The organism is Nocardia amamiensis NBRC 102102 (assembly GCF_001612745.1).
Taxonomy (GTDB): domain Bacteria; phylum Actinomycetota; class Actinomycetes; order Mycobacteriales; family Mycobacteriaceae; genus Nocardia; species Nocardia amamiensis.
In genome coordinates, this window is the sequence record NZ_BDBA01000001.1 from 1 (window position 1) to 22893 (window position 22893).

General features: G+C 69.1%; 12 protein-coding genes. 11 read left to right on the forward strand and 1 reads right to left on the reverse strand.

Annotated elements, in window-relative coordinates; genetic code table 11:
- The first annotated feature begins 45 nt into the window (after positions 1 to 45).
- From NA4_RS00005 to NA4_RS00030, 6 genes are all read left to right on the forward strand, one after another.
- Positions 46 to 1137, forward strand: coding sequence for an ABC transporter substrate-binding protein (locus NA4_RS00005; RefSeq protein WP_084496625.1), 1092 nt, complete (start codon positions 46 to 48; stop codon positions 1135 to 1137).
- A 147-nt stretch (positions 1138 to 1284) separates the two neighbouring features.
- Entirely contained in the window at positions 1285 to 1734 is a 450-nt protein-coding gene (locus NA4_RS00010; RefSeq protein WP_245671009.1) for an AMP-binding protein, read from the forward strand.
- 199 nt (positions 1735 to 1933) lie between these two features.
- Entirely contained in the window at positions 1934 to 15232 is a 13299-nt protein-coding gene (locus tag NA4_RS00015; protein ID WP_067461823.1) for a non-ribosomal peptide synthetase, read from the forward strand.
- Positions 15229 to 16215 (forward strand): daunorubicin/doxorubicin resistance ABC transporter ATP-binding protein DrrA, encoded by a 987-nt coding sequence (locus NA4_RS00020; RefSeq protein WP_067461825.1) that lies wholly within the window; start codon positions 15229 to 15231, stop codon positions 16213 to 16215. Before NA4_RS00015 ends, NA4_RS00020 begins: the two co-directional genes overlap by 4 nt.
- Positions 16212 to 17030, forward strand: a complete 819-nt coding sequence (locus tag NA4_RS00025) for an ABC-2 transporter permease (protein ID WP_067461828.1) — start codon at positions 16212 to 16214, stop codon at positions 17028 to 17030. Before NA4_RS00020 ends, NA4_RS00025 begins: the two co-directional genes overlap by 4 nt.
- Positions 17030 to 17848 (forward strand): ABC transporter permease, encoded by an 819-nt coding sequence (locus NA4_RS00030; protein ID WP_067461830.1) that lies wholly within the window; start codon positions 17030 to 17032, stop codon positions 17846 to 17848. The genes NA4_RS00025 and NA4_RS00030 overlap by 1 nt, the downstream gene beginning before the upstream one ends.
- A gap of 6 nt (positions 17849 to 17854) precedes the next feature.
- Here the strand turns inward: NA4_RS00030 and NA4_RS00035 are convergent, their stop codons facing one another.
- A complete protein-coding gene (locus NA4_RS00035; protein ID WP_067461832.1) occupies positions 17855 to 18898 on the reverse strand; it encodes an alpha/beta hydrolase in 1044 nt (347 codons plus the stop codon).
- Positions 18899 to 19109: 211 nt separating this feature from the next.
- Between NA4_RS00035 and NA4_RS00040 the strand changes: the two genes are divergently transcribed.
- The 5 genes from NA4_RS00040 to NA4_RS00060 all read left to right on the forward strand — a co-directional run bounded on the left by NA4_RS00040 (position 19110) and on the right by NA4_RS00060 (position 22867).
- The gene (locus NA4_RS00040; RefSeq protein ID WP_067461834.1) at positions 19110 to 19685 is read left to right on the forward strand and encodes an RNA-guided endonuclease InsQ/TnpB family protein; all 576 of its coding nucleotides are present in this window, start codon (positions 19110 to 19112) and stop codon (positions 19683 to 19685) included.
- A 334-nt stretch (positions 19686 to 20019) separates the two neighbouring features.
- Positions 20020 to 20982 carry a class 1b ribonucleoside-diphosphate reductase subunit beta gene (nrdF, locus tag NA4_RS00045; protein WP_067461836.1) on the forward strand — a complete coding sequence of 321 codons (963 nt, stop codon included), beginning with the start codon at positions 20020 to 20022 and terminating at the stop codon, positions 20980 to 20982.
- Between the two features lie 75 nt (positions 20983 to 21057).
- Positions 21058 to 21384 (forward strand): divalent-cation tolerance protein CutA, encoded by a 327-nt coding sequence (gene cutA / locus NA4_RS00050; RefSeq protein ID WP_067461839.1) that lies wholly within the window; start codon positions 21058 to 21060, stop codon positions 21382 to 21384.
- A 65-nt stretch (positions 21385 to 21449) separates the two neighbouring features.
- The gene (locus tag NA4_RS39975) at positions 21450 to 21887 is read left to right on the forward strand and encodes a hypothetical protein (protein ID WP_157128718.1); all 438 of its coding nucleotides are present in this window, start codon (positions 21450 to 21452) and stop codon (positions 21885 to 21887) included.
- Positions 21888 to 21913: 26 nt separating this feature from the next.
- Positions 21914 to 22867: an alpha/beta hydrolase family protein gene (locus NA4_RS00060; RefSeq protein WP_067461844.1), complete on the forward strand. Its 954-nt coding sequence runs from the start codon at positions 21914 to 21916 to the stop codon at positions 22865 to 22867.
- Positions 22868 to 22893 lie beyond the last annotated feature (26 nt).

The window sequence follows — 22893 nt, forward strand, 5'->3', positions numbered from 1 at the left end:
GCAGCGCCGCAGGCGCTGCAAATCCAACGCTGTACCCTCACCGGCATGCTGCTGAGCGCCGTCGTTCGCCTCCGAAACCGCACAGCCTCTTCCGCACACGCCGCTTCGGCGGGCCGCCGGGTGGTGGCCGTCGCCGCGCTGTGCGCGACCGTTCTCGCGGCGGGTTGTGGCGGGCAGAGCGACGACGACGTCTCCATCGTGCGCACCACGACGAATATCGCGGGCGCGGGGGTGGTCGGGCTGGAGCGCGACACCACCCGGGCGTGCGCGCTGCCGAGTGCGCCGGACCCGGCGACCGGGGCAACCCGCAGTGTCACGCATGCCGCTGGCGTCTCGGAGGTACCCGCCGACCCGCAGCGCATCGTCGTGCTCACCACCTCCGCGCTGGACGCGGTCTGCGCGCTCGGTCTCTGGGAGCGGGTAGTGGGCACGGTGACCATCGAGGGGCCGAGTCCGCAGCCCGCCTATCTCGGCACCGGCGTGCTGAAGATCCCCGGTGTCGGAACCGCCGCGGCGCCGGATCCGGCGCAGATCGCCGCTCTGCAGCCCGACCTGATCCTCGGCGAGATCCACACCGCCGCGGCCGGTTTCGCCGCGCTGCAGGCCATCGCCCCCACTGTGCTGGTCGGCGCGAGCGACGGCTGGCAAGCCGAATTCGCCGCGTTCGCAGCGGGTTTGGGGCGTCGCGAGGCCGCGGATACCGCGCTGCGGAACTATCGCACCGAGGCAAAGGACACCGCTACCGCCTTGGCGGCGGGACAAACCCAGGCGTCGGTCCTCCGCTTCACCGCCGATGCCAACCAGGTGCAGGGCGGCGACAGCTTCGCAGGCCGAGTGCTCGGTGACGTGGGCGTGCAGCGTCCCACCGCCCAGCGGGGCGCCTCGTTCGAGGTGGGCGCGGACGAGTTCGCCACCAAGGTGGAGGGCGACGTGATCTACGTGATCCTCGCCGGCGCCGAGGGAAAGAAGCACGGCGAAGCCGTCATGCGCGGCGACGAATGGAAGGAACTCAGCGCCGCTACCGATCGCCGTGTGTTCGCCGTCGAGGACACCGTCTGGCACGGCGACGGCCTCACCGCTGCCCGCGCGATGCTCACCGATCTGCGCAACACCCTCAACGGCTACGTGAACGACTGAGCTCCGCACCCCACCCTGGGTGAGGTTTTGCCCACCCTGGGAGTGCGCGGACCAACGCTGGGGTTGCTGTCGGAAGCCCCGCTCGAGGACGAGATTGAGAAGTACGCGAAACACCTCTCAATCGACACCCGAGGACACGACATGCACATGCTGACCGCTTCCGACAACCTGTCCGTCCTGCCGCTGGCCCAGCCCGCCGCCGAGGTGGATCCGGACGCGGTTGTGGTGTCCACCGCCGATTGCGACCTCACCTACGCGGAACTGGACCGCTGGTCCAACCGGATGGCCCGCCTGCTGCTGGAACTCGGCGCCTGCCCGGGCACCCGGGTCGTGCTGGCGATCGACCACCCGATCGAGTCCATCGTGGCCGAGCGGGCCGCGACCAAGATCGGGGCGAGCACGATTCCGGCCACCGGCGACGGCTCCTTCGCCCTCGGCACCACGGTCGGGGTCACCACCAAGGACCAGCGGCCCGCATCGGCCGACGGGATCGCCTGGCTGGTGCTGGACGAGCGCTCCACCCTGCAGCGCTACCTCGCCGGTTCCGATGCCCCGCTCAGCCCTGCCGACCTGGATCTTCTTCCGGAGTGCGCCTGACCGGGCACACCTCTCCCCCCGCGGCCCGAACAGCGATGTTCGGGTCGCTCAGTGTGCGCAATACCCCCGCAGCGCTGACCGCACCGGTTCAGAATTGAGTTGCCGCGATCTGTGCGGCGGCAGGTACTACCGGTACCGCGGTTGGCTACTGGCGGTCACTCCTGGGTAGCCCGACCGCGGTCAGAACGTAGGACACGTCATGCAACAGCCTTCCCTTTCGGCGATAGAAACGGACACAGTTCTTCCCGACGGGGCCTTCGCCCTGTCGGCGGCGCAGCGCGGCATCTGGTTCGCCCAGCATGTCGCCGGTGACACTCCGATTTCCATCGCCCAGTACGTCGAACTGAACGGACCGATAGACGCCGACCTGCTCGAGCGTTCGGCGCGTCGAGCCGGGCGCGAATTCGGCACCGGTTACCTGCGCCTGATCGAGGTGGAGGGACATCCGTTCCAATTCGTCGACACCACCCTCGACGACAGCCTGGAAATCATCGACTTCCGCGCCGAACCCGACCCGGACGCCGCCGCCGACGCCTGGATGCGGGCGGAGTATGAGACCCCGCTGGAGCTGACCCGCGACCGGCTGGTGCGCATCGCCATGCTGCGCGTCGGACCCGAGCGCTGGTTCTGGTACTCGCGGATCCACCACATCGTGCTCGACGGTATGGGCGCGTTGACCGTGGTGCAGCGCACCGGCGAGCTCTACAACGCCGCCGTCGAGGGTCGCGAACCACCGCCCGCGAAAGCGGAGGACCTGCGCAAGATCGTCGAGGCGGATCTGGCCTACCGCAGCTCGGACCGGTTCACCGCCGACCGGGAGTACTGGCTCGACCATCTCGACGGCATGACCGACCCGGTGAACCTGGCCGGTCGCACCGCGGGTGTGGACGGGCATCCGCGCCGGGTCGAGGGCGACCTGCCCGCCGACACCGCGCGGATGCTGGACGCCGTCGCCGAGCAGGTGTCCTCCGGCGTCGCGCCCACCGTGGTGGCGGCCTTCGGCGCGTACCTGTCCGCGATGACCGGATCGCCGGAGGTGGTGCTGAGTCTTCCGGTGTCCGCGCGCACCACGGCGACGCTGCGGCGTTCCGGCGGCATGATCGCCAATGTGGTGCCGCTGCGGCTGCGCCTGGAGCCGGCCACGACCGTCGGCGACGTGATCCGGGCCGCCCAGGGCGAGCTGACCGGGGCGCTGCGCAGGCAGCGCTACCGCCAGGAGGACATCTTCCGTGACCTCGGCTGGCCGATGGACGAGACCGGGTCGTTCGGCCCCTCGGTGAACCTGATGATGGTCGACACCAGGATCCAGCTCGGCCAGGTGACCGGACGGCTGCACGTGCTGACCTCCGGGTTGATCGACGATATGTTCGTCAACCTCTATCCCGGTGTCGGCGGCGAGAGCACGCACATCGATTTCCAGGCCAACGGCCACCTCTACAGCGACACCGAACTGGCCGCGCAGCACCACCGGTTCCTGTCGTTCCTGCACCGCTTCCTCGCTGCCGGGCCGGACGCGCCGCTGACGACCATCTCGGTGCTGTCGGACGACGAGCTCGCCGAGTACGCCCCCGCGCGCGGCGCCGCCGGTGTTACACCCCGCACGCTGCCCGCGATCCTCGCCTCGGGCGCTGCCCGCGATCCGCAGGCGACAGCGCTGGTCGAAGGCGCGACCGCGCTGACCTACCGCGAGGTCGACGACTACACCAATCGCCTGGCCCGGGTGCTGATCGCCGCGGGCGCCGGACCCGAGCGCACCGTCGCGATCTCGATTCCGCGGTCGATCCGGTCGGTGCTGGCCACGATCGCGGTGGCCAAGACCGGCGCGGCGTTCGTGCCGATCGACCCGACCTACCCGGCCGACCGGATCGAGCACATGGTCGGCGACAGCGGGGTCGTCGCGGGGATCACGGTCGCGGCGGCGCGAAAGTCGTTGCCGGACCGGGTGTCCTGGTTGATCCTGGACGACGAGAGCACCGAGCGGAGCTTGGCCGAACAGGACGCCGCCGCGCTCATCGAGGCCGAGCGAACCGCGGCGACACACCCGGACCAGGTCGCGTACATCATCTACACTTCCGGCTCCACCGGTCTGCCCAAGGGCGTGCTCGTGCCGCATCGCGGGTTGGCGAATCTGGTCGCGAGTTCCGGCGCGGGATTCGGCATCGACGCGGATTCCGTTGTCGCCCATGCCGTGTCACCCAGCTTCGACATCTCGGTCGAGGAAATCCTGGTCACACTCGCCACGGGCGCGACCATGGCCGTGGTGCCGCCGTCGGCGTACGCGGGTGAGGAGCTCGCGCAGGTGCTGCGCGCACACCGCGTCACCCACCTGAATGTCACCCCGGCCGTCGTGGGATCGCTGGACCCGGCGACGCTGCCCGATCTGCGCACCGTGATCGTCGGCGGCGACGCGTGCCCGCCCGAGCTCGTCATGAAGTGGTCCGGCCGCACTTTGCTGAACGGCTACGGTCCCACCGAGACGACCGTGACCGTGACGCTCAGCGCCCCGCTGACCCCCGACGCACCGGTCACCATCGGCGGTCTCGCCCGCGATGTGTCGGCCGTGGTGCTCGACCCGTGGCTGCGGCCGCTGCCCCCTGGCACCACCGGTGAGCTCTACCTCGCCGGTCCCGGTGTCGCTCGCGGCTACCACCGGCGCAACGGGCTCACCGCCGACCGCTTCGTCGCCAACCCCTACGCGACGGGCGAGCGGATGTACCGCACCGGTGACCTGGTGCGCTGGGTCGAGAACGACGGACGGATCGAACTGGAGTACCAGGGCCGCAGCGATTTCCAGGTGAAGGTGCGCGGCTTCCGCATCGAACTGGGCGAGATCGACGCCGCCTTGCAGCGGCATCCCGACGTCGACTTCGCGCTGACCCTCGGCGTCGAAACCGGTGCGGGCGCCACCGCACTCGTGTCCTACGTGCTGCGCAAGCCCGGCGCCGAGGTGCACCCCGAAGCACTGAAAGCTGCTGCCGGAGAATCACTTCCGGCCTACATGGTGCCCGCCGTGGTCATGGTGCTCGACAGCCTCCCGCTGACGCCGCTTGGCAAGGTGGACCGCAAGGCGCTGCCCGCGCCGGACTTCGGCGCGCGCACGATCACCAGCAGGCCGCCGTCCACGCCCCGCGAGCAGGCGCTCGCCACACTGTTCGCAGAGGTGCTGGGCCTGGACGCAGTGGGCGTCGACGAGAGCTTCTTCGCGCTCGGCGGCGACAGCATCGTCTCGATCCAGCTGGTGTCGCGCGCCAAGGCCGCCGGTATCGGGTTCAGCGCGCGGGATGTCTTCGAGCGCAAGACCGTCGCGGCGCTGGCCGCGGTCGCCACCGACGTGCCGACCGCGGAGGTGCGCGAACTGCCCGGCGGCGGGGTCGGTGCGGTGGAGCTCACGCCGATCGTGCACGCGATGCTCGACCACGGCGACACCTGGCGGCGATTCGCCCAGGCCGTATTGATCGAGCTGCCTGCCGGTATCGAGCGCGAACCGCTGGTCGTCGCGCTGCAAGCACTGTTCGACCGGCACGACCTGCTGCGCTCGACATTGCGCCACACCGGTGACGGCTGGAGCTGGGTGGTCGCCGAACCCGGCTCGGTCGACACCGATGGCTTGCTCGAAATCGTCACCGCGGACGCGGATCTCGAGGCGACCTGCGAACGCGAGTTGCAGCGCGCCGCCGATCGACTCGACCCGGAGTCCGGCGTTCTCGCGCGCTTCGTGTGGATCGAGCGCCCGGACGCCGCGCCGCTGCTGTGGCTGGTGCTGCACCATCTGGTTACCGACGGCGTCTCCTGGCGCATCCTGCTGCCGGATCTGGCCACCGCCGCGCTGGGCGGCGAGCTCGCGCCGGTCGGCACCTCGTTCCGGCGCTGGGCGCACGGACAGCGCGAGCACGCCGCGACTCGGGTCGCGGAACTGCCGCTCTGGCAACGCATCCTGGCCACGCCCGACCCGGCGCTCGGCTCCGCACCGATGGACCCCGAACTCGACGTGGTGTCCACCATGGCACATCTGACGACGGTGGTGCCGCCGGAGATCGCGCGGATCGTGCTCACCACCGCACCCGACCGATTCCACTGCGGCGCCGACGACGTGCTGCTCGCCGCGCTCGCGCTGGCGGTGGCCCGCTGGCGCGGCCGGACCTCGGCGCTGTTCACGTTGGAAGGTCATGGCCGCGCCGAGTCGGTCCTGCCCGGCGCCGACATCGCGCGCACGGTGGGCTGGTTCACCAGCGTCTATCCGGTCGCCGTCGACCTGACCGGAATCGATGCGGCGGACGCGTTCGCGGGCGGCGACGCGGCGGGCGACGCGATCAAGGTAACCAAGGAACAGCTGCGGGCACTGCCGGACAAGGGCATCGGGTTCGGCATGCTGCGCTACCTCGTCCCCGAGACGGCCGTGGCGCTCGCGGACGCGCCGACCCCGCAGATCAGCTTCAACTACCTCGGCCGCGCGACCACCGGCGGCGACGCGGAGCCTTGGCTGCCGCGCCGCTTCGCCGCGACCCAGGACGACCGCCCCCCGTTGGCCGCCGCGGTGGACATCAACGCCGTCCACACCGATTCCGGCCTCGAAGTGACCTGGGCCTATGCCGCACGCCTGTTCGAGGAAGCCGACCTCGCGGAACTCGCCGCGCTGTGGACTCAGGCCCTGGGCGCCCTCGCCGAGCACGCCGAATCCCCCGGGGCCGGCGGACGCAGCCCCTCGGACTTCGATCTGGTCGCCGTCACTCAGGCGCAGATCGATACGTGGGAGCGCGACTACCCGAACCTCGTCGACGTGTGGCCGCTCTCGCCGTTGCAGTACGGCCTGCTCTTCCACGCGCTGTACGACTCCGACACCGCCGACGGCTACACCGTGCAGTCGCTGCTCACCCTGTCCGGCACTGTGGATTCGGCCCGATTGCGCCGCGCCGCACAGGCTTTGGTCACCCGGCACGAGAACCTGCGCGTCGCGTTCGCCGAGACCGAGGACGGTCCGCGCCAGCTGGTCCTGGCCGACGCCGAAGTCGAATGGCACGAAGCGGATCTCACCGGCATCGCCGACGAGAACGAGCGCGCCCGCGAGATCGATCGGCAGATCGCCTGCGACGCGCGCACCCGGTTCGATCTCACCCGCCCGCCGCTGCTGCGCTGCACGCTGCTGCGGATCGCCCCGGACACCTACCGTTTCCTGCTCACCAACCACCACCTGGTGCTGGACGGCTGGTCGACGCCGCTGCTGGTGCGCGAACTGCTCACCCTCTACGTCACCGACGGCGACACCTCCGCGTTGCCGCCCGCGCACTCCTATCGCGAGTTCCTGACCTGGCTGCAGACCAGAGACGACGCGGAATCCCTTGCGACATGGGCCGAATCGCTCGCAGGCGTGGACACCCCGACCCGCGCGGTGCCGACCCTGGCCGGAATCGAATCGACCGAGACCGGCATGCTGTCGGTCGATCTGTCCCGCGCCACCGTGGCCCGGCTGGAGTCCGCGGGCCGGGAAGCGGGCGCCACGGCGAACACCCTGGTGCAGGCCGCCTGGGCGATGCTGCTGGCCATGCTCACCGGCCGCACCGACGTGGTGTTCGGCGGCACTGTCTCGGGCAGGCCACCGGAGCTGGCCGGGGTCGAGGAGATGGTCGGCCTGTTCATCAACACGCTACCGGTGCGGGTGCGGCTGGATCCGGCGGAGAAGGTGACCGACCTGCTCGCCCGCGTGCAGTCCGAGCAGGCGCGTCTGCTGGATCATCAGCACATCGGCTTGGCCGCCATCCACCAGGCGGTCGGCCTGCCCGAACTGTTCGACACCCTGACCGTGTTCGAGTCCTACCCGATCGACCGCGAGGCGCTGTCGCAGGCGCTGGACATCGCCGGCATGCGGGTGCTGGACGTGGAGGGCACCGACGCGACGCCGTATCCGTTAAATCTCATGGTGATTCCGCTGCGCGGCGCCGACGGGCAGGACACGCTGCGGATCACGCTGAAATACCTGACCGGCCAGCTTCCGCCCGAATCGGCTCGGCCGCTGCTGGATCGCTTCGTCCGGTTGCTCACCCAGCTCGCCGACGACCCGCGCGCGCTGGTCTCCCAGTTGCAGTACTGCGACGACGCCGAGCGCGCCGCGCTGCTGCCGGTGCGCGGCACGGAATCGGCGTGGTCGGCCACCTTGCCCGAGTTGTTGACCGCGGGCGCGCGGATCAATCCCGACGCGATCGCGGTCACCGCGGGTGAGCTCACCATGTCCTACGGCGAACTCGACGCGTGGTCCAACCGCTTCGCCCGCGTGCTGCTGCGCCGGGGTGTCGGGCGCGAGGTGTTCGTGGTGCTGGCGCTGACCCGGTCGCTGGAGTCGGTGGTCGCGGTGTGGGCGCTGGCCAAGACCGGTGCCGCGTTCGCTCCGCTGGACCCGAACTACCCGGTGGAGCGCATCGAGCACATGCTCACCGACTCCAAGGCGCCGATCGGCGTGACGGTCACCGCGACCGGCGAGAGCTTGCCCGGCTCGATCGACTGGCTGCTGCTGGACGACCTCAACACCGTCCGCCGCGCGATGACCGTCTCGGACGCACCGATCACCGACGCCGAGCGCGGCGGACCCATCGACCTGGACCAGACCGCCTACCTGATCTACACTTCCGGCTCCACCGGCAAGCCGAAGGCCGTGCTGCTCAGCCATCGCGGTATCGCGAATCTGGTTGCCGCGCAACGCGAGACCCTCGATCTCGACAACACCGCCAGCGCGCTGCAGGTGGCCTCGCCCAGCTTCGACGCCTCGGTGTTCGAGCTGCTCATCGCGCACGGCGCGGGCGGCAGGCTCGTGGTGTCGCCGCCGGACGTCTACGGCGGTGCGGAACTCGAACAGCTGCTGCGCGACCAGCGGGTCACCCACGCGGTGATCACGCCGTCGGCGCTGGCCACCATGGAACCTGCCGACCTGGATCACCTGCGTGTGCTCGCGGTCGCGGGCGAGGCGGCGACGCCGGAACTGATCGAGCGGTGGGCGCCCGGCAGGCGCATGGTGAACCTGTACGGCCCCACCGAGTTCAGCATCTGGGCGACCGGTCCTGGCGAACTGGTCGCCGGCGAACCCATCACGATCGGCGGGCCCATCCGCGGCGCCGCCACCATGGTGCTGGACTCCTGGCTGCGGCCGGTGCCGGTGGGCGTGCCCGGTGAGCTCTATCTGGCGGGTCCCGCGCTCGCGCGCGGCTACTTCAACCGGTTCGAGATGACGGCGAGCCGTTTCGTCGCCGATCCGTTCGGCGAATCCGGCGGTCGGATGTACCGCACCGGCGACATGGTGCGTTGGGTGACCGGGCCCGACGGCGGTTACGAACTGGAATATCTGGGCCGCAGCGACTTCCAGGTCAAGATCCGCGGCCTGCGGATCGAGCTGGGCGAGATCGACGCGGTGCTCTCCCGCGACGACGAGGTCGAGTACGCGGTCACCATCGGGCGCACCGGCCCGGCCGGGACCACCGTTCTGGTGTCGTACGTCCTGCCCGCCGAAGATGTACTCCTGGATGTGGAGCGGCTGCGCGCCCAGGTGGCGGCCGAGCTGCCGGGCTACATGGTCCCCGGGTACCTGGTCGTGCTCGACTCGATTCCGCTCACGCCGGTCGGCAAGCTGGATCGCAAAGCCCTTCCGGTACCGGACTTCTCGGAGGCCCACCGCCCCTACCTCGCGCCGCGCACGCCGGTCGAGGAGGCGGTGGCCGCGGTGTTCGGCGACGTGCTCGGCCGCGAGCGGGTCGGTGCCGACCAGTCGTTCTTCGAGCTCGGCGGCAACTCGCTCAGCGCGACCAAGGTGGTCGCGCGGGTGAACGCGGCGCTCGGGTCGCGGATCGCGCTGCGCGATCTGTTCGACGCGCCGACGGTGGCCCAGCTGTCCGCCCGGGTCGTTCCCGCTTCCGGCGCGGCGCAGGGAAGGTTCGAACTCGCGCCGCGGATTCGCCCGGACCGCGTTCCGCTGTCGCCCGCGCAGCAGCGCATGTGGGTGCTCAACCGGATGGATCCGGCCTCGCCCGCCTACAACATCGCGGTGGCGCTGCGGCTCACCGGCGATCTGGATGTCACGGCTCTGCGCGCCGCGCTGGTCGACGTGGTGCAGCGGCACGAGAGCCTGCGGACGCTCTATCCCGCGGACGCGGAGGGGCCGCGCCAAGTGGTGGTCGGCGCTGATGTGGCCGTGCCCGCCATGCCGGTGCTCGGCACCGAGGACGGCGCTGCGCTGCGCGCACGAATCTCCGAGCTTGCGGGAACCGGATTCGACCTGGCTACGCAGCCGCCGCTGCGGGTCGGCCTGTTCCGGATCCACGGACCGGCGGAACCGTCCGCGAGTGCCGCGCCGGTGTCGTCGGGTCCCTCCACGGGAGACGCCCCGGTCGCGTCCACCGCTGCCGGGACCGCCCCGGTCTCGTCGAGTTACACGGTGGCCGAAAGCATGGTGGCGACTCCGCCGGTGCACGTCGTCGTGCTGGTCGTGCACCACATCAGCGCGGACGGCGCCTCCATGGCGCCGCTGGCCGCCGATCTGGCCGCCGCGTACGCGGAGCGGTCCAGCGGCGGGCACGCCATCCGCGTCCCGCTGCCGGTGCAGTACGCCGACTTCGCGCTCTGGCATCGCGAAGTGCTCGGCGACGAGGCGGACCCGGAATCGACCGCGGCACGCCAGATCCGGTTCTGGCGCGAAACCCTGGCGGGCGCACCCGACGTCCTCGAGCTGCCCTCCGATCGTCCGCGGCCCGCGGTGCAGACCATGCACAGTGCCGACGCCGGCTTCATTGTCGACGCCGAAATGCACGCCGAACTGGTGGATTTCGCCGCGGCGCAGCAGGTCAGCCCGTTCATGGTGGTGCACGCCGCGCTCGCGGTGCTGCTCGCCCGGCTCGGCGGCACCGATGACGTGCTGATCGGCACCCCGGTCGCCGGTCGCGGGGAGGAGGCGCTCGACCAGCTGGTCGGCATGTTCGTCAACACCCTGGCGCTGCGCACGCCGGTCGATCCCGGAGTCGGCTTCGCGGCGTTCCTGGACACCGTCCGCTCCACGGATCTGGACGCCTTCGCCAACGCGGACGTTCCGTTCGAGCGGCTGGTCCAGGTGCTGGACCCGCCCCGCTCGACCGCGCACCATCCGCTGTTCCAAGTGTCGCTGTCGTTGCAGAATTTCGTCGAACCGGTGCTGGAGCTGCCGGGACTGCGTTTCGAGGTGGAGGATTTCGACCGCGACGCCTCCCAGTTCGACCTGACGCTGGATCTGCGCGAGCGGTTCAGCGAGAGCGTTCCGGAGGGCATCGACGGCGTGCTGACCTACGCGACGGATCTGTTCGACGAGGCAACGATGGCCGCGTTCGCCGCCCGGTGGCGTCGTGTGCTTGCGACCGTTCTGGCGCGACCCGACGTGCGCATCGCCGATATCGACATCCTCGACGACGCCGAACGCGCGATGCTGGTGCCCGTGCGCGGTCCCGAAACCGCCGGAACGACAACGCTTCCGCGAATGCTGGCCGCGACCGCGCAGCAGTATCCGGAGCGGCCCGCCATCGTGGCCGGCGGATACACCACCACGTACCGGGAGATCGACGCGCACGCCAATCGCCTCGCCCGCATCCTGCTCGAGTCGGGCGCGGGGCCGGAAACCGTGGTGGCACTGGGTCTTCCCCGCTCGGTGGAGCTGCTCATCGGCATGTGGGCCGCCGCGAAGGCCGGTGCGGCGTTCCTGCCGGTGGATCCGAAGCACCCGGTCGACCGCATCGACCACATGCTCACCGACTCCGGCGCGACGCTGGGGCTCACCGTCGCCGCGTACCGACCGATGCTGCCCGACAGCACGAATTGGCTGGTGCTCGACGACCTCGCCCTGGTCGAACGCTGGGGCGCCGCGAGCAGCCGCCCGCTGGACGAGCGCGACCTGCCCGGTCCCATCCGGCCGGACAACGCGGCGTGGATGATCTACACCTCCGGTTCCACCGGCACACCGAAAGGTGTCTCGGTGTCCCACCGCGGTCTCGTCGACCTGGTCGCGGCGCAACAGACCGCGCTCGGCTTGGACGAGCACTCCCGGGTGCTGCAAGTGGCGTCGCCGAGCTTCGACGCGTCGGTGTTCGAAGCGATCATGGCGTTCGGCTCCGGCGGTGCGTCGGTGGTCGCACCGCCGGATGTATTCGGCGGCAGCGCACTCGCCGAGCTGATCGACGCCGAGCAGGTCACGCACATGGTGATCACGCCGTCCGCGCTGGCCACCCTCGATCCCGACGAGGTGACCAGCGTGCGGGTGCTCGCGGTGGCCGGTGAGGCGGTCGGCGCCGAACTGGTCGAACGCTGGGCCACCGGGCGCAGCATGGTCAACCTGTACGGTCCGACCGAATCCACCATCTGGGCAACCGGTTCGGGATCGCTCGAGCTCGGCTTGCCGGTCACCATCGGCACGCCCGTCCAGGGCGCTGCCGTGCTCGTCCTCGACGACCGGCTGCGCCCGGTCCCGGTGGGCGTGGCGGGCGAGCTCTACCTCGCCGGTCCCTCGCTGGCCCGGTGTTACCACGCCCGAGCGAGCCTGACCGCTGCTCGTTTCATGGCCAACCCGTTCGGGGCGGCGGGCGAACGGATGTACCGCACCGGCGATCTGGTGCGCTGGATCCGGACCGAAGCGGGGCTCGAGCTGGAGTACCTGGGCCGCACCGACTTCCAGGTCAAGGTCCGCGGCCAGCGCATCGAGCTCGGTGAGATCGACGCGGTGCTCGGCCGCGCCGACGGCGTGGATTTCGCGGTGACGCTCGGCGTGCCCGGACCCACCGGGGCGACCGCACTGGCCGCATACCTGGTCCGCACACCAGGCTTCGAGCTCGACGTGGCGAAAGTGCGCGCGTTCGCCGCCGACATCCTGCCCGGCTACATGGTGCCTTCGGCGTTCGTCGTGCTGGACGAGATCCCGCTCAACGCCGTCGGTAAGCTGGACCGCAAGGCGCTGCCCGCACCGGAATTCACCGCCGACCGCACCGCGTACCGCGAGCCCTCCACGCCGACCGAAGAACAGCTGGCCGCGATTTTCGGCGAGTTGCTCGGTGTGACGCCGGTGGGCGCCGACGATTCGTTCTTCGCGCTCGGCGGCGACAGCATCCTGGCGATCCAGCTGGTGTCGCGGGCCAAGCAGCAGGGCATTACGTGCACCCCCTTGCAGGTGTTCGAGCATCGCACGGTCGCGGCGCTGGCGGCATCGATCGACGCCGCAGGCACGGCGGTGACCCTGGAGGAGCTGCCCGGCGGCGGCGTAGGCGAGCTGCCAGTGCCACCGATCGTGCACTACATGCTGCAGCGCGGTGGGAACTACGACCGTTTCGCCCAGACCGCCGTGCTGGAGCTGCCGGTGGGCATCGAGCGCGCCCAGATCGTCGCGGTGCTCACCGCCGCGGTCGACCGGCACGACATGCTTCGCGCCCGGCTGCTCACCGACGGCGAGGACGGCCCGCGCATCGTGGTCGGCCAGCCCGGCTCGGTCGACGTGGACGCGCTCGTGCACCGCATCGAGTTCGACGCCATCGAACCGATCGAGCTGCACGAATTCGCCATGACCGAACTGGACGCCGTCGCGAACCGGCTCGATCCGGCGGGCGGCACCGTGCTGCAGTTCATCTGGCTGGACCCGGTGGGCGCGGCGGGTGCGCGCACCGGCGCGGGACGGCTGATCGTGCTGGCGCACCACCTCGTCATCGACGGTGTCTCCTGGCGGATCCTGGTGCCGGACCTGGTGGCCGCCTGGGCTCAGGTGTCGGTCGGCAACACGCCGGTGCTGGCAGAGACCGGTACCTCGATGCGGCGCTGGTCGCACGCACTGGCCGAGGAGGCGCACTCCGAACGCCGCCGCACCGAATTGGCCTACTGGCACGACGTTCTCGCCGGACCCGACCCGCTGATCGGCGGCAGGGAGCTGGACCCGGCGATCGACAACACCGGCACGCTTCGCATGGTCGAGCGCGAGGTGTCCGCCGAGGTCACCACCGCGCTGCTCACCACCCTGCCCGGCCTGTTCCAGGGCAGCGTCAACGACACGCTGCTGGCCACCCTGGCCCTGGCGCTGGTGCGCTGGCGCGACAGCGAACCGACGGCGCTGCTGCGGCTGGAAGGCCATGGCCGCCAAGAAGAAGTCGTCCCCGGCGCCGACCTGTCCCGCACCATCGGCTGGTTCACCAGCATCTACCCGGTGCGAATGGACCTGGCGGGGATCGACATCGATGACGCGCTCACCGGTGGCCCCGCACTGGGTGCGGCCATCCGCGCGGTGAAGCATCAGCTGCTCGCAGTGCCCGACAAAGGCATCGGCTTCGGCCTGCTGCGCTACCTCGACCCCGAGACCGCGCAGCAGCTCCCGGAACGCCTTCCCGGCCGGGTCGGCTTCAACTACCTGGGCCGGTACTCCACCGGCGACATCCCGGCGGGACTGGAGGGCCTGGGCTGGCTGCCGACCGACGACCTGGGTGACGTGCACGTCCCCGAACATCCGGACGTGCCCCTGCAATCGGCGATCGACGTGAACGCCGTCGTCATCGGTGACCGCATGCGCGCGAGCTTCGGCTTCCCCGCGACCCTGCTCACCCACGACGAGGTGGCCGAGCTGGCCGATCTGTGGATCGAAACACTCGGCGCGGCAGCCCGTTTCGCGCAGACCCCGGCGGCACGGACCGCCGCCGAGGAAGAGGCCGCTTCCACCGCACCACCGGCCACTCCCGCCGCGGGCGGTCTCGGGCTCGACGTGGTCCTGCCGATCCGGCTCGGCGGCGACGAACCCGCACTGTTCTGCATCCATCCCTCGTCCGGGATGGCGTGGACCTACCTGGGCTTCGCCGACGCGTTGGCCCCCGGCCGTCCCATCTACGGCCTGCAGGCCCCGGACCTCAGCGGCAAGGAACCATCCGCGCGCTCGATCGAGGAATTCGCCGACCGCTATGTACGCGAGATCCGCCGCTTGCAACCGGAAGGCCCCTACCACCTGCTCGGCTGGTCCTTCGGCGGGCTCATCGCGCACGCGGCGGCGACGAAGCTGAAGGCCGAAGGCGCTGCGGTCGGCGTGGTCGCGCTGCTGGACGCCGACACGGCCGACATCGACGGCGACAGCATCGAGCGGCTCACCGCCGGTTCGTTCGTGAGCACGTTCGGCTCGGTGTTCGGCATCCAGGACGTGCCCGAAGACGCGACCGCACAACAGGCGGCGGACCTGATCCGGGAACGGCTCGGCGGTGTCTCGCTGGTCGACGCCGCCACCCTGGAACAGATGGCCGGGTCCTACAACGCGGCCGCACGGACCAGAACCGGTTATCACCGCCCGGTGTTCGACGGCGACATCGTGTACTTCAGCGCGACCGTCGACACCTCCGACATCTTCGGTCCGGACGGCTGGCGGCCGTACGTGACCGGCGAGATCATCAACCACGACATCGAGGTCACGCACGACGAACTGACGGCGCCGCAGGTGCTGCCGGTCATCGCGCGCGTGCTCGACGCACATCTTGGAGGACGAGGATGAACTTCGATCAGGGAGTCGTCGTCGAGGGAATCGAGAAATCGTTCGGCACGGTCAAGGCATTGCGCGGAGTCGACTTCGCGGCCGAGCCGGGCGAGGTGCTCGGCATCCTCGGACCCAACGGCGCGGGCAAGACCACCACGGTGAACATTCTGTCCACATTGATCCAGCCGGATCGCGGCCGCGCGGTGGTCGCCGGATACGACGTGGTCGCCGACCCGGCGGCGGTGCGCCGCAGCATCATGCTGACCGGCCAGTACGCCGCGCTCGACGACATGCTCAGCGGGTACGAGAACCTGGTGATGTTCGGCAGGCTGATGGGCCTGCGCAAGCGGGCCGCCCGCGCCAGGGCCGACGAACTGCTCGCCGAATTCGATCTCGAGCGCGCAGCGGGCCGCCGGGTCGGCACCTACTCCGGCGGCATGCGCAGACGCATCGACATCGCCTGCGGCCTCGTCGTGCGTCCCGACGTGGTGTTCCTGGACGAACCCACCACCGGGCTGGACCCGCGCAGCAGGCAGGGCGTCTGGGACCTGGTGACCGGCTTCAAGAAGGCGGGCATCACCACCTTGCTCACCACCCAGTACCTGGAGGAGGCGGACGCGCTCAGCGACCGCATCATCGTCATCGACCACGGCGTGGTGATCGCCCAGGGCACCGCCGACGAACTGAAGTCGCGGATCGGCGGCAGCTACTGCGAGGTGGTGCCGCTGGATCTGAAGGACCTGCCCGCCATCGCCGCGGCGCTGGGCTCGCTGGTGCCGGAGGAGAACCGAGCCGCGCTCATCGCCGAATCCGACCGGATCGCCATACCGGCGCCGGACGGCGCGAAGACGCTCGCCGAGGCGCTGCGCCGGCTCGACGGCTCGGGCCTGGACCTGGTGGACATCGCTCTGCGCCGCCCCTCGCTCGACGACGTCTTCCTCCAGCTCACCGGACATCTGGCCACGGTTGAGCAGGCCGCGGAGCCGGAGGTCGTGTCGTGACGGCGGCGACCTGGCTCAGCGAGACCCGCGCGGCCCCGCTGCGACCGCAGCAATGGTGGGTGCTCACCACCCGGCTGATCGCGCCGTCGGTACAAAGCGGCGAGGTGCTCACCTCGGTGCTGGCACCCGCGGCGTTCACCGCCAGCTTCTACATCCCGCTGAAGACCGTGATGACCTTCTCCGGCACGGGTTTCAGTAGCTACGCGCAATTCATGATGCCGCTGGTGGTGCTGCAGGCGGCCGCGTTCACGGCGGTCTCGGCGGCCTTCCGGGCCGCCACCGATTCGGTCGCCGGACTCAACCGGCGCTTCGGCGCGATGCCGATTCCGCCGCTGGTTCCGGTGGCGGCGCGCATGTCCGGCAATCTCTTCCGCTTCGCCATCGGGCTGATCACCGCGTTGATCTGCGGGCACGTCATCGGATTCCGCTTCTATCTCGATACCGCGCACACCACCGGCTTCGTGCTGTTCTCTTTCCTCATCGGGCTCGCGCTGATGCTGGGCGGAGACGTGATCGGTACCGTCTCGCGCAATCCGGAGGCGACCGCGCAGGCGCTGGTACTGCCGCCGTTGATCTTCGGCATGCTGTCCACTGGCCTGGCTCCGGCGCATCAGTTCCCCGCGTGGGTGCAGCCGTTCGTGCGCAACCAGCCGGTCTCGCAATGGGCCATCGCCTTGCGGGCGTTCGCCGGCGACAAGGGGCCGAACGCCGCCGAGGTGACCTGGTCACTGCTGGGCCCGCCGCTGGCATGGGCGATCGGCATCCTGATCATCTGCATTCCGCTGTCGATCCGGTTGAGCTCGAGGAGGGCGTGATGGTGCTGCTGGCCGATCGCAGGGACGATCTGCACACCGGCTCGGAAATCTCGATGTCGGCGCTGGTGCGGCATACGCTGATCCAGACGCAACGCTTGCTGATGCGCTGGGCACGCAACCCGGTGACGCTGCTGGAGACGCTGATCATCCCGTGCCTGTTGTTGATCATGCTGAACACCGTGATCGGTGGACAGATCGAGAAGTTCACCGGCGATAGCGCCCTGTACGGGTCGGTGCCGATGGTCGCCCTGGTCGCCGCCCTGTCCGGCGCGGTGGCCGGTGGCATTCTGCTCGGCCGGGAGCGGGACGCAGGCCTGCTCGCCCGCTTCTGGGTGCTGCCGGTGCACCGCGCCTCGGGCCTGGCCTCCCGCGTCCTCGCGGAGGGCTGCCGCATCGTCGGGTGCACCTTCGCCGTCGTCCTGGTCGGCTTCCTGCTCGGGTTCCGCTTCCATCAGGGCATCGCGGCGACGATCGCCTTCCTGATCATCCCAGTACTCTTCGGCCTGGCCTTCGCCACCATCGTCACCGCGGTCGCCGTCTTCACGGCGAAAGCGACACTGGTGGAAGGGATCACGATCATCACCTCGCTGATGATGTTCTTCAGCACCGGCTTCGTCCCGCTGCAGGCCTTCCCGAAATGGATCCAACCTGTGGTGCACAACCAACCGATGTCGGTGGCCGTGGACTCCATGCGCGCCCTCGCCTATGACGGTCCACTGGCCCGACCGCTCACGTTGACGTTCGTCTGGTCGCTCGGCGCGATCGTCCTCTTCGCCGTTCCCGCGACCATCGGCTACCGCAGGGCCAGCCGAAAATGATCGGCGTCACCGGGCCAGCCCGAGACCGGTGAGCCAGTCGAAGGTCCACTGATAGAACAACGGCGCACCATGGCTGACGTTGATCGAGTGTCCGCTGTCGGGCACCACGTAGTCGGCGGCCACGCTGTTCGGATCGGCCGTGCAGTCGCTATCAGCACAGGCGATCATGTCGTGCCTGCCCAGCACATAGGCAGTGGGAACCTCCGGCCCAGCCGGGCGCGCAGGGGCCGGCCTCTCTCCGGGCCGCGGACGCACGCTCTGTAGTTCAGCGCTCGCCAAGGTGTCCTTGTGTTCCTCTTCGACTGGCAGGATCGCCGGGTCGTAGACACCCGGATAGAGGAATGCCTCGGCCCGGGTGCCGGGCCGGGTGGTGAGATACCCGGCCGCCCACGGATGGTCGGCGAATTTGGGATCCGCGGTGGCGGGATGGAACCGGTAACGCTCGTCGTCTCGGTCGCCACGGCCGGGGCGCGGCGGGATTCCGCTGACGATCACCGCGTCGACCCCGCCCAATCGGGCCGCTCTGGTGGCCACAAGCCCACCCATGGAATGGCCGTTGAGAATCACCGCACGCGGTTCGGCGCCCAGCAGCCCCATCCGCACCTGTTCGATCACACCGTGCACAGCGGTTGCTCCCGCATCGAAGTCGAGCATCGACCCGTCCGGCCGACTGCTGCGGCCGTAACCGAGGCGGTCCAAGTTGAGTGTGGCATAGCCGGCCCGGACTGCATGTCGCACATAGGAATACGTGTCGGGCTCGTAGGGCCAGTCCCAGTAGGTGCGGTCGTAGGCGCCACCGTGCAGCAGCACCTGCCACGGCATATCCGGTCGCACGCCATTCGATGTGCACAGCTCACCGGCAATCCGCTGGTCGGCCGCACTCACCGTTGGCACGCGCACGGTGAAAACATGCTCTACGCAATGAATCCCGCGCTCGGTGCCTTCGGGCGTTGCGCACCCCGGCGATATCGCCAGCGTCAGCGCGGCCGCCACCACGACACCGATGACCGGTTGGATATCGACACGTCGTGCCGACCACCGTCTCCGCATGCTGTTCTCCCTCATCCCCACACCGGTGGACGCCGCGGCTCCGGGGATAGATCGCCGTTGTGCGGCACCGGGTTTGCTGTCTTCGGCCCGAACACTAAGGCGGCCGCGTCACGACGGTCCTCATACCGGGAGGTGAATTCGTACCCCTACCGGAGTGGGAGAGATGCTGTGGCGACAGCAAGTCCGTGCCGACAGTGGGCGCAGACGGCACATGACTGAGTATGCCGAGCTGATCGGCGATAGCTGTCGTGCGGTGTGGAACACCGGGTTGGAGCAGCGCCGCGAATACCGGCGCAGAGACGCCTGGATCAACTACTACGAACAGACCGGGCAGCTCGCCGCCGCGAAGACCGAGCATCCGTGGTTGAGCGACGCTCCTGGACATTGCCTACAACAAACCCTGTTGGATCTGGACCGGGCGTGCCGGGAGCGGGGCACCTGGAAGGTGCGGTGGCGGTCCGCCCGGCGGTGGCGGCCGTCGTTCCGGTTCCCCGAAGGCAGCAAGATCCGCGTCGAGCGGCTGGGCCGTCGATGGGGCAGGGTGAGGCTGCCGAAGTTGGGGTGGGTGCGGTTCCGGTGGTCGCGCGCGTTGGGTGGGGTGATCCGGTCGGCAACGGTGTCGCGCGATGGCGCGCACTGGTATGTGTCGTTCCTGGTCGAGGACGGCAAGCAGAGCCCCGAACAGCACTCGTGCGCGAGCGTGGTCGGTGTGGACCGTGGTGTCGCGGTCGCTGTGGCCTGCTCGGATGGCAGCATGCACGACCGCGCATTCACCACACCCGCATAGCATTCACTCCTTCCCAACGCGACACCTGTCCGGCCCAACGTAATCGCTGACCTGGTCGAATCGGCGCAGGTAGCCGGGGCGGGTCACGCTGTGGACCCAGCATCGGCAAACGGATAGCGATCGACCGGGGCATCGAGACCGATGTGGTCGCCAGCGGGCGCGTGCCGCACAATAGGGAGCCGCGTGCGGCGCGTCCCGGCGTTCTTCCGCACCCGGACACATGCCGCGGCGACACAAGGTGTTGTGCTACACGGACTTGTCACCCACAAGGAGTAGTGTTCACAGGGTAGGCATTCCGTGACGGCAGCGGGCTTGGGAAAGGCGTGGAGACAGGATGAAACTGATCGATCGGGTGTCGGCCATCAACTGGAATCGGGTGCCCGACGAAAAGGATGCCGAGGTCTGGGACCGGCTGACCGGCAACTTCTGGCTGCCGGAGAAGGTCCCGGTCTCCAATGACATTCCGTCGTGGAACACCCTGACCGCCGACGAGAAGCAGCTGACCATGCGGGTCTTCACCGGCCTCACCCTGCTGGACACCATCCAGGGCACGGTCGGCGCGGTGAGCCTGATCCCGGACGCGCTGACTCCGCACGAAGAGGCGGTGCTGACCAACATCGCGTTCATGGAATCGGTGCACGCCAAGAGCTACAGCTCGATCTTCTCCACGCTGTGCTCCACCCGCGAGATCGACGAGGCGTTCCGCTGGTCGGAGGAGAACCGCAACCTGCAGCGCAAGGCCGAGATCGTGCTGTCGTACTACAACGGCGACGATCCGCTCAGGCGCAAGGTCGCCTCGACGCTGCTGGAGAGCTTCCTGTTCTACTCCGGTTTCTACCTGCCGATGCACTGGTCGTCCCGGGCCAAGCTCACCAACACCGCCGACATGATCCGCTTGATCATCCGCGACGAAGCGGTCCACGGCTATTACATCGGCTACAAGTACCAGAAGGGCCTCGAGCAGGTCTCCCAGGCCGAGCGCGACGAGCTGAAGAACTACACCTTCGAGCTGCTGTTCGAGCTCTACGACAACGAGGTCGAATACACCCAGGATCTCTACGACGAGGTCGGCCTCACCGAGGACGTCAAGAAGTTCCTGCGCTACAACGCCAACAAGGCGCTGATGAACCTCGGCTACGAGGGCCTGTTCCCCAAGGACGAAACCGAAGTCAACCCGGCCATCCTCTCGGCCCTGTCCCCCAACGCCGACGAGAACCACGACTTCTTCTCCGGCTCCGGCTCCAGCTACGTCATCGGCAAGGCCGTCAACACCGAAGACGAAGACTGGGAGTTCTGAACGGCCAGCGCTCGGCTGGTCGCATCCCAGCCGAGCGCTGGCCGAACTGATCCAGACTCAGGGAAACTCGACGACATGGCCGAAGACGAAATCGTAGATGTCTCGATCACTGCCGGTGATGCGGCGTGGTTAGCCGAGTTCACGCGCGGGCTCGTCGACGATGGCTTGGCGGCGTGCGGCAACATCATTCCGGGCGTCCGGTCGATATACCGCTGGGAAGGCCAGATCCACGATGACGCACAAGCGCTCGTCGTGCTACACACACGCGCGAGCCTGGTTCCCGCGATCATCGAACGGGCCGACGCCGAGCACCCCGACGAAACTCCGCAAGTCCTCGCGGTCCCCGTGACCGTTGCCCATCCCGGCTACCGCCAATGGGTCCTCGACTCCACACGAAACTGATTGCGAATCCTGCGTTCTCACAGGATGCGGCCGACGGTCGCCAGATCGGTCCGGCGGGATCGAGAGTGAGTCCGATCGAGCCGATCTCGCTGGAGACGTCGACGATGCGGGCGCCGGTGAAATCCGCTGAAGCGGTGCCGATTCGCAGGCTCGGTGAGCAGCGGCAGCATGGCGTCGGCGACCGCGACGACGACGACGCCGACGCCGACGCCGACGACATTGGTCTCGTAGACCGCGCGCAGGTCGTCGAGTCGGGGTCGGCGGGCACGCGGGAGCTGATGGCGGCAGCCGGAATCGGTGACGGCACAAGCGTTCCGGCGGATGCGTTCCAGGTCGACCATCGGAGTGGGCTGAGTCCGAATCGGGCCATGGTGGACACCACGCTCTCCATCCGGACGACTGTTGACAAACCGGAACACGGTTCCATATTTTATGGAACAACGTTCCATTTGGCTCCGGCCGCAATGGGCGTTCCTGTCCATCGCACCCGCCGGCCCGACTGAGACCGGCACAGAAGGAAATCGACATCATGAGTGAATCGACGTATGCAACCGAGACCGCCAGCCCGCCCGTCCAATCGGTCAGTCCGGTGGTGCTGTCGGCTCCTGACCGCGCCGTGGATCTGCAGGTGCGAGTCTCCGCGCCCGTGACCGGCAGCGAACTGCCGATCATCCTCCTCTCACACGGCCTCGGCTACTCGAACAACCTTTCCTCGCTGAACGGCTACGCACCCCTCGCCAACTTCTGGGCGGCGCGGGGTTTCGCCGTCATCCAGCCCACCCATCTGGACTCGAAGACGCTGAGCCGGAATCCCGTTGACCCCCAGGCGCCTCCGCACTGGCGATCGCGGGCTGAGGATATGACGCGCGTGCTCGACCAGCTCGACGTGATCGAGGCTGCCGTCCCGCACCTGCTCGGGCGCTTGGACCGAAGCAAGGTTGCCGTGGCCGGGCATTCGATGGGCGGGCATACCGCGAGCCTGCTGCTGGGTGCGCGACTCACCGATCCGCACGACGGAACGGAAGTGAACCTGGCCGAGCCCAGGATCAAGGCGGGTGTGCTGCTCGCCGCGCCCGGCAGAGGCGGTGATGCTCTCACCGAGTTCGTGCTCGAAAACTATTCCTTCCTCTCGACCATGGACTTCTCCGAGATGACGACGCCCACGCTCGTGGTCGCCGGTGACAAGGACACCTCTGCCCACCTGACGGTTCGGGGCGCGGACTGGCACGCCGATCCGTATTTTCTCTCCCCCGGCCCCAAGTCCCTGCTCACGCTGTTCGACGCCGAGCACGGACTCGGCGGGATCTCTGGGTACGACGTCGCCGAGACGACGGACGAGAACCCCGAACGAGTCGCTGCGGTCGGGCGGCTCACCTCGGCCTACCTCCGCTCCGAGCTCTACCCCGAGGATTCCTCATGGCAGACAGCGTGTGACGCGCTGACGGCCGGACCCGACCCGCTCGGACGGGTCGAGTCCAAGTAAGCCGAATCGAGGAGCAGGCCACCTGC

Excerpts from the sequence above, each read along its gene's own strand:
- NA4_RS00005 (WP_084496625.1), top strand. The coding sequence starts at position 46 with ATGCTGCTGAGCGCCGTCGTTCGCCTCCGAAACCGCACAGCCTCTTCC.
- NA4_RS00010 (WP_245671009.1), top strand. The coding sequence starts at position 1,285 with ATGCTGACCGCTTCCGACAACCTGTCCGTCCTGCCGCTGGCCCAGCCC.
- NA4_RS00015 (WP_067461823.1), top strand. The coding sequence starts at position 1,934 with ATGCAACAGCCTTCCCTTTCGGCGATAGAAACGGACACAGTTCTTCCC.
- NA4_RS00020 (WP_067461825.1), top strand. The coding sequence starts at position 15,229 with ATGAACTTCGATCAGGGAGTCGTCGTCGAGGGAATCGAGAAATCGTTC.
- NA4_RS00030 (WP_067461830.1), top strand. The coding sequence starts at position 17,030 with ATGGTGCTGCTGGCCGATCGCAGGGACGATCTGCACACCGGCTCGGAA.
- NA4_RS00035 (WP_067461832.1), bottom strand. The coding sequence starts at position 18,898 with ATGCGGAGACGGTGGTCGGCACGACGTGTCGATATCCAACCGGTCATC.
- NA4_RS00040 (WP_067461834.1), top strand. The coding sequence starts at position 19,110 with ATGACTGAGTATGCCGAGCTGATCGGCGATAGCTGTCGTGCGGTGTGG.
- nrdF (WP_067461836.1), top strand. The coding sequence starts at position 20,020 with ATGAAACTGATCGATCGGGTGTCGGCCATCAACTGGAATCGGGTGCCC.
- cutA (WP_067461839.1), top strand. The coding sequence starts at position 21,058 with ATGGCCGAAGACGAAATCGTAGATGTCTCGATCACTGCCGGTGATGCG.
- NA4_RS00060 (WP_067461844.1), top strand. The coding sequence starts at position 21,914 with ATGAGTGAATCGACGTATGCAACCGAGACCGCCAGCCCGCCCGTCCAA.